The organism is Paenibacillus rigui (assembly GCF_002234615.1).
In the GTDB taxonomy this organism is placed as follows: Bacteria; Bacillota; Bacilli; order Paenibacillales; family NBRC-103111; genus Paenibacillus_S; species Paenibacillus_S rigui.
On the sequence record NZ_NMQW01000011.1, the window covers coordinates 75,983 to 90,805 of the forward strand.

General features: G+C 51.0%; 14 protein-coding genes and 1 other annotated feature. Of the genes, 13 read left to right on the forward strand and 1 reads right to left on the reverse strand.

The features are described from left to right. Positions 1-21: 21 nt before the first annotated feature. Positions 22-260: a binding site (T-box leader), on the forward strand. 46 nt (positions 261-306) lie between these two features. Then, positions 307-1,482 carry an aminotransferase class I/II-fold pyridoxal phosphate-dependent enzyme gene (locus CF651_RS07580; protein WP_094014251.1) on the forward strand — a complete coding sequence of 392 codons (1,176 nt, stop codon included), beginning with the start codon at positions 307-309 and terminating at the stop codon, positions 1,480-1,482. A gap of 38 nt (positions 1,483-1,520) precedes the next feature. On the opposite strand, the gene CF651_RS07585 is transcribed toward CF651_RS07580, so the two are convergent. Continuing rightward, on the reverse strand, positions 1,521-1,739 hold the full coding sequence (locus tag CF651_RS07585) for a hypothetical protein (protein ID WP_094014252.1): 219 nt from the start codon (positions 1,737-1,739) through the stop codon (positions 1,521-1,523). 92 nt (positions 1,740-1,831) lie between these two features. On the opposite strand from CF651_RS07585, the gene CF651_RS07590 reads away from it, so the two are divergent. From CF651_RS07590 to CF651_RS07645, 12 genes are all read left to right on the forward strand, one after another. Further along, positions 1,832-2,080: a spore germination protein gene (locus CF651_RS07590; protein WP_094014253.1), complete on the forward strand. Its 249-nt coding sequence runs from the start codon at positions 1,832-1,834 to the stop codon at positions 2,078-2,080. Beyond that, positions 2,080-2,289, forward strand: coding sequence for a spore germination protein GerPB (locus tag CF651_RS07595; RefSeq protein WP_094014254.1), 210 nt, complete (start codon positions 2,080-2,082; stop codon positions 2,287-2,289). Before CF651_RS07590 ends, CF651_RS07595 begins: the two co-directional genes overlap by 1 nt. Before the next feature lie 15 nt (positions 2,290-2,304). Then, entirely contained in the window at positions 2,305-2,931 is a 627-nt protein-coding gene (gene gerPC / locus CF651_RS07600) for a spore germination protein GerPC (protein WP_245855762.1), read from the forward strand. Continuing rightward, the gene (locus CF651_RS07605; RefSeq protein ID WP_094014256.1) at positions 2,916-3,089 is read left to right on the forward strand and encodes a spore gernimation protein GerPD; all 174 of its coding nucleotides are present in this window, start codon (positions 2,916-2,918) and stop codon (positions 3,087-3,089) included. Before gerPC ends, CF651_RS07605 begins: the two co-directional genes overlap by 16 nt. 26 nt (positions 3,090-3,115) lie before the next feature. Beyond that, positions 3,116-3,502, forward strand: coding sequence for a spore germination protein GerPE (locus CF651_RS07610; protein WP_094014257.1), 387 nt, complete (start codon positions 3,116-3,118; stop codon positions 3,500-3,502). Between the two features lie 25 nt (positions 3,503-3,527). Beyond that, positions 3,528-3,740, forward strand: a complete 213-nt coding sequence (locus CF651_RS07615) for a spore germination protein (protein WP_094014258.1) — start codon at positions 3,528-3,530, stop codon at positions 3,738-3,740. A gap of 29 nt (positions 3,741-3,769) precedes the next feature. Continuing rightward, positions 3,770-4,165, forward strand: coding sequence for an Hsp20/alpha crystallin family protein (locus CF651_RS07620; protein ID WP_094014259.1), 396 nt, complete (start codon positions 3,770-3,772; stop codon positions 4,163-4,165). Between the two features lie 187 nt (positions 4,166-4,352). Further along, positions 4,353-5,174: an arylamine N-acetyltransferase gene (locus CF651_RS07625; protein WP_094014260.1), complete on the forward strand. Its 822-nt coding sequence runs from the start codon at positions 4,353-4,355 to the stop codon at positions 5,172-5,174. 108 nt (positions 5,175-5,282) lie between these two features. Beyond that, on the forward strand, positions 5,283-5,630 hold the full coding sequence (locus CF651_RS07630) for a cytochrome-c oxidase (protein ID WP_094014266.1): 348 nt from the start codon (positions 5,283-5,285) through the stop codon (positions 5,628-5,630). Between the two features lie 25 nt (positions 5,631-5,655). Next, positions 5,656-9,570 carry a hypothetical protein gene (locus tag CF651_RS07635; protein WP_094014261.1) on the forward strand — a complete coding sequence of 1,305 codons (3,915 nt, stop codon included), beginning with the start codon at positions 5,656-5,658 and terminating at the stop codon, positions 9,568-9,570. A gap of 231 nt (positions 9,571-9,801) precedes the next feature. Next, positions 9,802-11,685, forward strand: coding sequence for a copper amine oxidase N-terminal domain-containing protein (locus tag CF651_RS07640; protein ID WP_144029029.1), 1,884 nt, complete (start codon positions 9,802-9,804; stop codon positions 11,683-11,685). A 123-nt stretch (positions 11,686-11,808) separates the two neighbouring features. Beyond that, positions 11,809-14,823: Ig-like domain-containing protein (locus tag CF651_RS07645; RefSeq protein ID WP_144029030.1), on the forward strand; the 3,015-nt coding region annotated here is incomplete at its 3' end.

Here is a 14,823-nt window from a genome sequence, read left to right on the forward strand (position 1 = left end):
TTAAATTTCATAGCGGTACCGATAAATTCCATGAAGAGAAATAGTAGGTTGCTCATTTGATCTGACAGAGAGTTGGGGTTGCTGAAATCCAACGTTCAGGTGATAGCCGAATGCCATCTCCGAGAAGCAGGCTGAATTACAGTAAGCTTTGCCGTTATTCCTACGTTATAAGGAACACGTATTGATGGATATGTGAGCAGAGTGTCACTTGGATTCAAGTGAAACTAGGGTGGTAACACGGGTATAAACTCGTCCCTTTTTAGGGGCGGGTTTTTTTGTTTTTTCAGCTAAAGGAGGCTAAAGAAAATGATGGATTCAACGATTCGCAATCTTATATCGCCGGTGGTCAGGGACATACAGCCATCGGGCATCCGCAAGTTTTTTGATTACGTCGACGGGAAAAAGGATATCATCTCGCTTGGCGTCGGTGAACCGGACTTCGTGACCCCGAAGCACGCCAGAGATGCTTGTATTCGTTCACTGGAGCAAGGACGGACGACGTATACACCCAATGCAGGGCTGCCTGAGCTGAGGGAGGCGATCGCTGATTATTTGGACTCCAGCTTTCAGGTCCGCTATGATCCGGCAGATGAAGTCCTCGTTACCGTAGGGAGCAGCGAGGCGATCGATCTTGCGCTTCGGGCGATTGTGACGCCGGGAGATGAGGTGCTGGTCCCCGTTCCCTGCTATATCTCTTACAGCCCGATCACCGCTCTGTGCGGGGGGCGTACTGTAGAGATTGAAACGCATGCCGAGAACCAGTTCAAGCTGACAGCGGAGGCACTCGAGCGCAGCTTGACCCCTCGTTCCAAGGTGCTCATTCTTTGCTACCCGAACAACCCGACCGGTGGCATCATGACGTATGAGGACTGGCTGCCGATCGCCAGGCTGGTGGAGGAGCATAACCTGCTGGTCATCTCCGATGAGATTTACGCCGAGCTCACGTATGAAGGGAGCCATGTAAGCCTGGCTTCCGTGCCCGGGATGAAGGACCGGACGATTGTCGTAAGCGGGTTTTCCAAAGGTTTTGCCATGACTGGCTGGAGAGTGGGCTATGCCTGCGGCCACCGTGAGGTGATTTCTGCGATGCTCAAAATTCACCAGTACACCGTCATGTGCGCTCCGATGATGGGTCAGATTGCTGCGTTGGAGAGCTTGCGCAACGGGCTGGAGGAGAAGGACTATATGATTGATTCTTACAATCAGAGACGGAGGATGATCGTGGAAGGCTTCAGACAATTGGGCTTGCCCTGTCATGAGCCGTTGGGATCGTTCTATGCGTTTCCGTCGATTGCGCATACCGGGCTTACTTCTGAGCAGTTCGCACAGGGGCTCCTGCAGCAAGGGAAGGTGGTCACCGTACCGGGGGATGTGTTCGGGCCTGGAGGCGAAGGCTTTATCCGGTGCTCCTATGCGACATCGCTGTCTAAGCTTCAGGAAGCATTGGAGCGGATTCGGGGTTACCTGTCAACCCTGGGATGAGGGTACCGTGGGAATCAACAGGTAGGTATTCCGTGACGTTACGCTTCCTCTCTTACTCTATCCGAAGGAGGCATTAGAGCATTTGCCGGGTTTAACGGCACATTCGGGCTGTACACGAAGGAATCGGCGGGCGTGTCAAATCTTGAAGAGCTGGTGATAACCTCGGCATCGCCGATCAGCACGATGGAGGCGCTGCCGACCCCGCTGATTTTAATCGAGCCTACACGAATGCATTTGTTGGTTACCGTCATCTTCATTCCATTGCAGCCTCCTTTTGAAATAGATGAATACCCTGACACTTCAATCATAAAATACAATGAGGACATTTTATGGATAAAGGATGTCGTGTATGCCGGCTATTGTAGGTGCCCTAACGGTGAATATTGTCAGCGGTGTGTTGAACGTCGGAGATGTGGGTATCATCTCCCCCTCTACCTACAGTAAAACATATGCCGGGGGGAGTTCATTCAATTCCGGCAATACATTAAACATCAACAATGCACCCAGTGTCGTCAACGTATACGGAAACGCTGCATACGAGGAGATACGCATCACCGCGCCGCAAAATCCAGGGATCCGAGAGGAGGGGAAACCATAATGAATTTTTTCATTAACCAGAACATTACAATCCATACATTAAGGGTGGAGGCCATATCCAACTCTTCGGTATTTCAAATCGGAAGTGCAGGGATCATTAAGCCTTTGTCGCAGCTGTACAACACCGGGGGGTTCACGAAGCCGGCACAGGCGGCTGAATCCTCGGGCTCGTCGATTCCTTTCATCCCTCTATCGGAGCCGAGTTTGTAGTTCGGGGGAGAGTCGATGGGGATGCATTACTGGAGCGTGGAATGGACACGGTACATGCAGCAGGTCAATGAATATATGCAGTACCAGACGCAGCAGATCCAGCAGCTGAACGGCAAGTTGGAAGCCTTGGAGAAGCAAATAGCCGAGCTGAAAAAAAACAGTACCCAGCCGCCCGTCATTAACAATGAATACCGGTTTGATCTGCTGAAGGTCGAAAGGCTGGAGGGGACCCTGAATATTGGTTTGAATCCTAATCCGGGGGATAAGGATTCCTCTATTGAAGAGCTTGCCATTGGCCAATCTATGGATATCCCTAAGGGTGCGGAGCAGCAAGCCCAATTCCAGGGTATACAGGAGCAGGTCCAAAACTATTTGAACAGCGATGCCTATCGAACGCTGGAGCATATAGAGGAGCGGTACCGGTATCCGCTGGATGAGCCCTACCGCAAGTTTATCGTGGAGGATGTCAAGAAGCAGATCGACGAGAGAATCCGTTACTATATTCAAAATCATCCGGAAACAGCGGAAAACAAGGAGCAGTCCATTATTAACGATGTGAAAAGGGATATCGAAAAAACATTCGAGGCTTTCATTAAAAATTTGCCGAGAAAGGATGAGGGACCTGGATGGAATTCAACGTAATCAATGGAGGCATCGAGGTAGGGAAAATCGACATTACTTATTTGAGCACCTCCTCTACGTTTATGATCGGGGATATTTGTTCCGTTTCGTTGATGAGCGCTTACGAAACACCGCCAGAGAACATGATCGTTGGCGTAACGATCCCTTTCATTGAGTAACTGACGAAGAGAAAGGGGGCCGCCGCATGCTCAACCGTAGGATATCTTCTGTCGGTGCGATCAAAGTGAATACGGTTGGTACATCGACTACAATGGAGATCGGAGATTCGAAGCAATTGGCTCCGTTGAATTTTACCATTGCCGTTCAGCGGGAAAGAGCCGTATATCTTCAGAATGAGTTTGATTTCTCCGAGTACACCTTGTTCTCTATACCTCTGGTGCAGCCCGTCGTTACAGAATCCTTCCAGCTCACCCGCCTATCCACTACACCCTATATTGTTGTACAGGATGTCAATGTATTTATCACTTCATCATCCTCTATTGTGCATATCGGATCGAGCGGGCAGCTGAACGCCCAGTCACGAATTAAGCATATCCGGCATTTACTAAGAGAAAAGCCTGCTCAAGATTGATTTCATAGGTTGGGAGGTGGCTCCATTGCCATCTATCGTATTGTCCGTCAATATCAACAGCAATAGCGGAACGGTAAATTTCGGGGATACCTTGAGCATTTCGCCAACCAGCAACTCCAAATCGGTTTCGGGCCAAGGCGGGAGCAACACAGGTAACCTGGTGAATACATTGAATGGAGCTAATATCAATAATGTTCTCGATCCGTCGCTGATCGATCAGCCGACCGCTACATTCTGAATCGGAGAGGAACAAGGAGGGCTGGCTTCATGACCCCAAACAAGGATCCTTTTTCCTTATTTGATGCTGCCGGGATAGAGCAATACGTACGCCAAATATTAAAGCAATCGATTCCAGGAATGGACCCGAGAGCGGGAGCGGCACATTACGATACGGAAATGACCGAAACCCCGCAGCACATTATAGTCAAGATTCATATTGCCGCTCTATCGGAAGCAAGGAAGCTGAAGCTTCAAGTTGCACCGACGCAAGTGAAGCTTGAAAAGAAGATGACAGACCAGGAGCACGAGCAATGGATCCGTCTTCCTCATCCTGTCATCCCCACCAGCTGCCGAGCGGTGTATAAAAACGGCATCATGCAATTACATATGCGGAAGCAAGATAAGGATGAGCTGTTTTATGAAATTGAAGTGAGCTATCCATAAGTTGAATAGGAACGAGGGCTGCAGCGGGATGCGGCCTTTTTTTGTTTTTTCGATATCGGTAAACATACGTATATTTTCGATCAGGCACATAAATACGTAATTTCACCGATACAACGATCAGCGTATTACAGCTATCATGAGAGACGTTGATCGTGAAACCCTATGAATAAGGAGGCATCGGGAGAGCATGGATGAAAAACTACAGGATCGTTACCTGTCATGTCTTGAAATAGAGCGTCAGGCTCCTGCGTTAGAGTATTTGCGGCGTTTGACCAAACTGCATCTGCACCGCTTCCCTTTCGAAAATATCAGCAAGCTGCATTATTACATGCACCAAGGGAAAATAGGTCTGGGATGGCTTCCTTCGCTGGAAACCTTTTTGGATCATTTTGAGAAAAATGGGCTCGGCGGTAATTGTTATATCTTGAATGCGCATTTCGGCAGCCTGCTTCGATCCTTGGGGTTTCAAGTGGAGCTCGTCCGGGCGATGGGAGGAAACATTCATTTGGCGAACAAGGTTACGGTGGAGGGGCGCTCCTATTATGTGGATGTGGGCTACGGGGCACCACTGTTTGAACCGTTATATTTGGAGGAGCAGCCGCGTTTTTCGCGCTGCGGGGAAGAAGTCGAGATCGTGAGACTGAAAGCGGACCGGTTCATGATTGACCGGCGCACGAATGGACAGAGCTTCGTCACCAAAACCATTGAATGGGCGCCGGTGAGTCTGGAAAGCTTTGAAGAAGCCATTACGCATTCTTTAAGAGATGAAGATGAAAACCCGTTTATGAGAAGAATCGTCGCAACCCTATATAAGCAGGGGGCGGCCTATTCCGTGATCAATCAAAAATTGCTGATCAAAAAAAATACCGGAACCGAAGTGCATGAATATATCAATAAACCGGAGTGGATGGATATGATGAGCGTAACTTTCGGTTTTACTGAGGATATGCTTGATCAAGCGCTGGAATTTGTCGAAAACAGGGCAGGGTATGCAAGGTTCTTCATGTAGGATGTCGTCCCATAAAAAATTTTATAACGTTTAGGAGGGTTGTCCTTGAAAGGGATTATCTGGATTAGAATTGCGGTAGTGTACTTTGTATGTGCGGTTATTTTTGGCATGATTATCGGAATTTCACAGCAGTTTCAGCTTGCTACGGTGCATGCGCACGCCAACCTGCTCGGCTGGGTCTCGCTGGCTTTATCCGGTATCATTTATCATCTGTTTCCGCAGGCGGGTGCAAGTGCTCTTGGCAAGTGGCATTTCTGGCTGCATAACATCGGCCTTCCGGTGATGCTGGTCGGTTTGTACGTAGAGGTTTTGGAATTGGCTTCTTTGCCGCTCATTCAGATTGGAGGCACCTTAGCCATTTTGGGTATCATCCTTTTTATGCTGAATGTGTTCGTTCATGTGAAGGCCGACGCTGTTTCGAGCAACCGGTCATCCGAACGCTCGTTGGATCAATAAGAATGACTTACAAAGGAGATTCACCATGTCAAAAACATGTTTTCTGAAGGTGTGGCCGGCAAAGCTGGTTCTCATCATTGCGCTGATCGCTGGTCAATTCCTACCCTTGCTCCCGATGGAAAAAGCGCGTGCCGCCTCGGAATTCACGACAGCGGTACATGTAAGCACGCAAAATGCAAAGCCCGGAGATTCGGTGACTATCACCGCTGCCGTCACCTCGACCCTCACCACCTCCATTCATTTGCAGCTTCAAATCGTTGGCTCTAACGCAACACTTGCTTTTCAAAAATGGTGGACCGATTTGCCCGTTACGACCGGGGAGACGAAGGAGTATTCCTTGAATTGGATCGTTCCGAACGACTTGCCGCAGGGCACTTATTCAGTAAGTCTGGGCATATTTGGAGCCAACTGGGACCGGATGTATAACTGGGATTACGGTCTTGCTTCCATGACGATCCAGTCGGTAACCGCAGCTCCGGTTTTCAGCGCTGTGGTCCATGCCCCTGCTTCCGTAAAAACCGGGGGCAATGCGCCGGTTACCATTGACCTGAGCAGTGATCGGGCAACGAGTGCAGCGGCCAAGCTTGAGATTTACAGTCAAACGAATGTCAAAGTGTATGAACAACAATTATCCAATATGAGTTTCGAAGCGAATTCGGGACAAACGATCACCGCAACCTGGAGCATACCGCCAGATGCTGAAGCGGGGACCTATAAAATACAACTGACGGTAACCAGTATAGACGGGGCTGTGGTCTACTACCGCAATGAAAATATGGGATCCTTTCAGGTAACGGGAGCGGATTCCGCAGATTCGGCTGTTTTCGTCACCCGGGCGATTGTGGGAGCAGCTAGTGTAAAAGCGGGCGGTACAGCCGAATTTGCAGCCGAAATCACTTCCGATAAAGACGTATCCGTATTAGTGGATGTCGTCGTGAAAAGTCCCTTTTCAGGGGACGTCGTATTTCAAAAGGTTTTGGAGCGGCAGAGCGTAGACCGTGGTGCCCCGCTGCAAATTCCGATCGCATGGAACATTCCGGCCGACGCAGTTACCGGCAGCTATAGAGTTGAGATCGGCATCTTCGGGAACGAGTGGAAGGGACCGTATCATTGGAATGCGAATGCAGGCCTCATCCAAGTGTCAGGTGAGCAAACTCCGCAAATCAGCTTTACTGCATCAACGGAAGTGACCCCAACAACGGTAAAGGCGGGAATGGGTCAACGTATTGCGGTTGAGGCGACGAGCAATGCCGACGCGGAAGCTCTTGTTTCCGTAACGGTGCTTGATCCGAAGGGTGGCCATGTATTCAGCAAAGACTTTGTGAAGCAGCTCTTTACCGCCCGCGAAGCAAAAACCATGGAGGCGAATTGGACAATTCCGGCCGGCACCGAGCCTGGAACTTATACGGTTGCCACATCCGTTTACAACGCTGACCGCTCTATCACGTATGCCAGAAATCCTTCCTCCTCACCATTCCTTGTTGTGGGCGATTCCCCTCCACCTTCGGAGCAGCCGGACAACGGTGCTTTGGCTCATTGGACAACGGGGGCGACGGTCGTGGAATCCGTTGAAGCAGGGTATCCGGTAACCGTAACGGCGAATGTGGTTAGCGATCAATATGCGAAGGCTTTAGTAGATGTTGAAATCTACAACGACCAAGGGAAGGTCTATCAATCTTTTGTTGACGATCAATATTTTCAACCGAACACACCCAAACAATTTCCAATCGTTTGGAACATTCCTGCATCCCAGCAGTGTGGGAAGTATACGGTGAAAATCGGTGTTTTTCCGGCCGGCTGGGCCCAGGTCTGGGATCACCATTGGAATGGCAGCGCAGCCACCTTCGAGGTTAACTGGGGGGTTATCCCTGAAATTACGCAGAACAGTACCGTCGCTGCTTCTGCCATCGTGCCGGGACAGAAGCAAACCATTCGTACGGATGTAACGAGTTCCGAAACGCTTCCTGCCACAGTCCGAACGGAACTTCTGGATCCGACAGGGAATCGGGTTGCCTACCGGGAGTATACCGGCGAGCAATTTACTCAAGGCGCGGCTAAAAGCTATGTCATGGATTGGGTGCCTCCAGCTACAGCAGTCAATGGCGATTACAAGCTGAAAGTGTCCGTTGCGAAGGCGGATGGTATTCGAACGTTCTATTCGCATACGGAAGCGGCGCAATTTCAGCTGACGGGAGGTATAGACCTTGCCTATACGCTATCTGCGGCAGCGGAACGATCCGAGGTCACCGCTGGGCAAACATTGAAAGTCAATGCGCGCGTGGGCAGCACGGTTCCTTCCGTTGTGTCGATGAAGGTCACCTTTATCGATGTGCTGACCGGGGAAGCTGTTCATAGCGAAACGCTAACGAACCGGCCTGTGTCCCCAAACCAGGACGAGAATCTGGATATCGCCTGGACGCTCCCGAAATGGATTCAAATGGATGAAGAGAAGGTTCGATCCGGGGCGGAGCCGTTGGTGAAATACGTTCTCGACGGTGACTATCGAATCGACGTTGAGCTGTACAATGCCGATATGAGTTACCGGATATTATCAAAAGACGGTGCGGCTTCATTTCGCGTAGTGACGCCTACCGACGCTGCTGCTCCGCAGCCGGCTGAGAAGCCAAAGCTTCCGGACATCATGAAGCTTGGTGTTTTTGCAACGAATAATGATCCCTATGGTTTGACCGGGTGGATGCCGGAGACGGGATTGCCTTGGAACTTTGCTTATCGTTATTTGAACGGCGGGGTCAACAATAAAGAAGGCTGGACCGCATGGGACCCATACCACGTTGGCGATTGGCGGGGGGCGTATGCTTACGACTATGCGAAGAATGCTGCGGAGCACGGATATACCCCTGTATTTACTTTCTACCAAATGCTGCAGAGCATTTCCGGAGATTGCCTGAACTGCGATGAAGCCAAGGATGACATCATCACGTTGAACGATCCTTACGCGATGCGCGCATATTTTGAAGAATTCAAATTATTGATGCAGTTGATCGGAACAGGCAGCTATAACGGCAAACAGGGCATCGGAAAAACCGCCATCGTTCATGTCGATCCCGATTTGGCCGGGTACGCTCAGCAAGGCGTGCTGGATAACAGCCGCTGTTACGGCATGTGTACGGGACAGGGCAATCATCCTGCGTTGTTGAATGCGGCGGTAGCCAGCACTCGAATGCCTGAACTCGCCGACTTGCCCAACACCTTTCAGGGCTTTAACTGGGCATTATTGCGGTTGCGTGACAAATATGCGCCGAACGTTCTGATGGCTCCTCACGTGAATAGCTGGGGGACTTTAATCGACGTCGGTAGCGACACGAGCCCGGACTTGGATGTCACGGCATTAGGCAAGCTGGCGGGCGAATTTGCCAGCCTGTCCGGCGCTCAAACCGTTCCCGCCGGCATCAAGCCATACGATTACATCTTTAACGATATCGATGACGATGATGCTGCCGGAGGGCGTGGCAGATGGCTGGATCGCACCAACCTGACATTGCCTAACTTCCATCGTTGGGAGCAGTTTGTCAAAGCTGTTGTAGACACGACGAAAAAGAAGGCCATGATTTGGCAAATTCCAGTAGGCAACCAAGTATATCGGGCGATGAACAACACGCCTGGCCACTATCAGGATAATAAAGCGGAATACTTGTTCACGCATATGGAGGAACTGGTGAATATAGGTATTGTCGGCTTGATGTTCGGTCATGGTCAGCCTGGCTCCACCGCACATTACAACTTGATCGATGATAATAACGAAGCACCGCCTGAGACGGATTTCTTCAATCCGGCACCGTTGAACTTCTCTGACGGATGGGGGGACGGCAGCGTTCACACCAATGATAAAGAAGCGGACTATACGGACGACGATGGCGGGTACTTACGTATCCAGGCGCGGGAATACTACCGGCATCCGATTCCTGTACCCGACCATTAACAGGAGGGCAGCAGGGCTTCGATCGTGATGCAAACGAGTTGACGAGTTTTTATCGGCACGAAAAAAAACGGGAGTATCGTTATAAGCCTACTCCCGTTTTTCCTGTTGGCAGAATCATCTATGATGCACCTATAAATACGTAATCCTACCGATACAAGACTGATGATACAGCAGCTATGATGGAAAAAGCAGGAATTTTGAAAAATACGAGGAGAAATGGGGCTTCAAGAAATGTTAAGAATGAAGAAGTGGATTCTTGCATCTTTGTGCGTGGGTTCGCTGGGGCTTGCAGCATATTACCCGGCTCATGCCAGTGATAGCAGTCAATCAACGAAAATCGTGCAATTCCAATTTATAGATAATAGGTCGGATAAAATAGCAATCGCTTATGCGGATGAACCGGATGGTAAGAAGGATGGCCATTTTAAATTATCCCTATCCTTTCCGGAAGAAACGGAGATTACATCCTTAGTTTTGAAAAGCGGGGATCATGAGCATGGACAACGTGGAACGTGGAAAACCAATTCGGTAGGGACGGGGTGGCTGTTGGCGGTTTATCAAGATAATAAATCATTAAATAAAACGTACTCGGATACCGTTGGCAAATTCAAAGGGAACGTTACTTTCGATTTATATGCAGACGACAACAACTCGATAGAACCGGGCACTTCGTTTTCGGTTGAAATCAACACGCCGCAAGCGTCGATTGTGTCGGAGTCAGTACCCTTTGGCGAATCTGCATCAACGGCGCCCGCACCAAGTCCAACACCCAATCCATCCCCAAGCCCGACACCATCAACAACTCCAGATCCAACACCAACACCTTCGCCTGCTCCGGCACCATCTCCGGGCACTGATCCCTCATCCTCGCCGGGTTCTGACAAACCGCTGATGGTCAAAGGAGGCACGGGCACTGTATCGGTAGAAAACGGCACTCCCGGCTCCACGATGAGCCTTATATTAAAGCAGCCCTCGCGAAGCATAACAATGGGTCATGCGCTGTTCTCAACCGAAGGGAAGGGAACCTTCGATAGCGTTCCGCCCGGATCGGACTATTATGTGTTCGATGCGGCCGGGAAGCCATATGGTCCAATTACGGTATGGGAAGACCCGAACAGCAGCCTGTTTAACGCTTCGAAAACGACAGCGTCCATGACACTCGATCTGTCGTTGAATCGATACAGCCTGAAATTAAATGGCGAGGTTCAAAGTTCGGTAAAGAAAGTAACACTATGGGCAGGTAACTTCTCGTTAAACGTTCCGATCGATGACAACAAGTTCAGCTTGAGCACCATGGGCGTTACGGATAAGATGACGCCAAGGATAGAGCTTACAGCGGAGACGGCGGACGGTACAACAGGAACAATCTACATCGAAGCGCAGCGCGATTTCGTTAATGATTTAACGGTAGGAGCCTCGAAGTCGGTGGATGAAAACGGAACATGGCTGATTAAGGGGGCCTATTCGGCGGGAAAAAGCCAGAAGGAAATTTTAAACGCTTATTGGGTAAATGATGCAGGAGAGCTGACTTACTTGCAAGACAGGCGCCTCGTTGGCAAAGCAGCCCCCCGGACCGAAGAGGAAGCGGATTTAAAATATGACATGACCGATTTTGAATACAAAATAACGACCCAAAAGGACAGAAACGATATTTCCTTTTACGTCGTGAATGGCCAAGGGGAATTTGAGATTGTCAGGCCGATGGAAGGATTGGAGGCACTGCCTTCGGGAGAGCCCCAATCGGATATCCGCTTGCAAATCGACTCGACGCGTGCCCTTGTGGGCGGCAAAGAGCTGAAGCTTGAGGCGGCCCCTTTTTATCTGAATGGTCGGACGTTGGTGCCGCTCCGGTTTATCGGAGAAGCGACGGGGGCGAAGGTGAGCTGGGATAGCAGCGATCATACCATAACTCTGACCCGGGAGAATACGCATATCACACTGCAGATCGGGCAAAAGGAGGCCTACGTCAACGAACGGCTTATCCAGCTGGACGCCCCTCCGATTGTAAGAGACGGCGTAACGGTGGTTCCGCTGCGTTTTATTAGCGAGAACTTGAATATGGATGTTCAATTCGATGAAGGCAATATCCGCATTCAGAATAAAAAAAGAGAGTAACGTCAAAGACGCTGCCGTGACAAAGTAAGAGCAGTAAAAAAAGGAGATTGGAGTGATATTTCGTTGAGCCCTATTGTGGAAAGATTACTACTCAATAGCTTATTTCGGAGCAGGCTTGCCTTCTTGACGGTTATCTTTATGCTATGCACGATGCTTGGAACGGCAAGTCCCGGTTATGCAGCTGCGAACGGACCGGTTTTCGGCTCTGGCGAGACTGCCGCTGCCGAAGGTGCTACCCCATTCACGGATCTGGAAGGCTCCTATGCCAAGAAGGAAATTGTGGAGCTGGTTCATTCCGGCATTTTGGCCGGCTTTGCAGATGGAACCTTTAAGCCAAGGGAGTCTGTAACCCGGGCGCAGCTTGCCAAGGTTCTTGCTTTATCCTTAGGCCTGAAGGAAGATGCGGGTGCCGCAGACCCTTTTACCGATATTCCTGCTGATTCCTGGTATAAAGGGTATGTCGGAGCGCTAGTTAAAATGAAAATAACGGACGGGACATCCCAGACTGCCTTTTCGCCCGACAGCTATGTGAACAGGGAGCAGCTGGCTGTATTTTTCATTCGGGCGCTGCAATTGGAAGCGCAGGCGAAGGACTTGCAGGCGGATGCTTCACTCGCCGATTCTGCGCTGGTTTCCGATTGGGCAAGGCCTTCAATATCACTTGCATTCAAAATCGGTTTCCTGAAGGGGATCGAGGATGATAACGGCGCGTCGAGCTTTAAACCGCAGGATGTGGCCGAAAGGCAGGCTTTGGCACGTTTGGCCTACGAGTTTATGCATAACCGGAACGTATATACGGATAAAGCAGCAGCAATCAGCGGCTCGTCTTCCGTGCAAGGCCATACCTTAGCAGAAGCGGTGAAAACGGCCAATGAGGCGATTGCGGCCTTGCCGGACATAGCTTCGCTTAGTCTGGAGCACAGGTCGGCAGTCGAAGCGGCCCGCGCTAAGGTCGATGCAGCACGGAAGCTGGGTGCGGCGGATCAGGATTTTGAGAACCTCGCCCGTCTGGCTGAAGCCGAGAAAAGGCTTGGGGATTTATCCGCTGCCCCCATCGCGGGAGGCGGAGGCAGCTCCGGTAATAAGCACCATTCCGGCTCCCCGGATGGAACAACCTGCACTTTAAGCGCAGGGGAGTATTCGGGCGATATAGCCGTATGCAGGAGCGTGGGCGTCTTTGGTCCGGAAAGCGGAACAGCTGTCATTCATGGCACCCTGCTCCTTGATCCGGGGCCGGGCGGCGAATTGGTCGTTAGGAATTTGAAAGCGGATGAGGTTAAAATTCTGTCGGGTGCGGCCCATTCGATTCATTTGCAGAATAACGCGATAACCCGATTGGAAATCAACACGAAACAGCAAAATCATGCTGTACGAATCGTTACTTCGGGAACGACTGTAGTTGGCAGCACTTATGTGCAATCCCAAGCTATTTTGCAGGCGGATGCAGGCACCTTTGGCGAAGTGGACGTTACTTCAGAGGCGAATAACAAGCAAGTGCAATTCAGGGGGAGCTTTCCCGGAAATATATCTGTGTCGGCTCCAAGCTCGTCGATCGTAATTGAAGACAACGCGTCCGTGGCACAGGTCAATGTGTTGGGGGAAGGGATGATCCTCCGAGTGGCGCAGAAGGCGGAGGTTTCCTCGATCAAGCTGGAGGCTTCGCAATTGTCGATTCAAACGGATGGAACGATCAGATCCATTGAGGCGAAAACCTCAAGTGCAGTAACTGTGACCGGTTCGACAGCAGCCGATGCCAAGCGTTCCGCTATCCAAGCAGCTGTTGCGGCCATCGCCAGCCTCCCTTCGATCATCACGCTAATGGATAAGGCAGCGGTAGAGGTGGCTGCAAGGAAGGTTTATGGGGCTAAAAGCCTTGGTGCCGGCGATGCCGACATCTCAAACCTGAACGTTCTGGTTGCAGCTTTGGCAACCATTGCGTCATTGGAAAGCTCGAACGCGCCGACGGTGCAGGACAGCAGCTTGATCGCGATGGCGGATCAACCGCTCAGAAGCGCTTTTCTGGGTCACGATCCGAACGGGGACCCCTTGATCTATCCTGTATTGGAGCAGCCGGCTCACGGCAGCGTGGCGCTCAATAATGACGGCAAAACCTTCACCTACACGCCGGCAGTAGGCTACACCGGATCGGATCAGTTCAAGTACCGTGCGTATGACGGACAAAGCTTTTCCGGCGTTGCGACCGTCAAGCTCGAGGTGAGGGCGGATGATAAAAATAAGCCGCCGCAAGTCGAATACAGCGGAGCGTTTACGAAGAAGAACCGCCAGGTGAGCGGCTGGATTGAGCGAACGGATCGAGATGGCGATCCTGTGGAGCTGGTGCAGCTGAACCAGCCGACGCTGGGCAGCCTGGTACTCGATCCCCGATCGGGCGCTTTTATTTTCACGCCGAAGGCAGATGCCGTAGGCAGGGAGTATGTCTTTTACCATGCCTATGACGGGCATAGCTATTCAGATGCAGCGTGGTTGTTGATCAACATCGACGACGGGCCGAATCAGCCTCCGGTAATAGAAAATATGACAATGCACACGCAGGTGAATACGGCGGTGACGTTTACCGTCAAGCCGAACGACCCGGATAACAGTCAGTGGTCAGTCCAGTACGGTCGCGAATACTTATACGGTACGATCAACGTGGTAGGAAACGAGCTGACCTACATGCCGAATCCCGGATTTAGCGGAACGGCGAAGGTTCCTTTCCAGGTGAACGACGGGGTAAGCCTCTCGAACATCGCGATATTGACATTTATCGTTGAAGGAGACAACGCGAACGCGCCGACGGTGCAGGACAGCAGCTTGATCGCGATGGCGGGTCAACCATTCAGGAGCGCTTTTCTGGGTCACGATCCGAATGGCGACCCCTTGATCTATCCTGTATTGGAGCAGCCGGCCCACGGCAGCGTGGCGCTCAATAATGACGGCAAAACCTTCACCTACACGCCGGCAGCAGGCTACACGGGATCGGATCAATTCAAATACCGGGCGTATGACGGACAAAGCTTTTCCGGCGTTGCGACCGTCAAGCTCGAGGTGAGGGCGGACGATAAGAATCAGCCGCCGCAAGTCGAATACAGCGGAGCGTTTACGAAGAAGAACCGCCAGGTGAGCGGCTGGATTGAG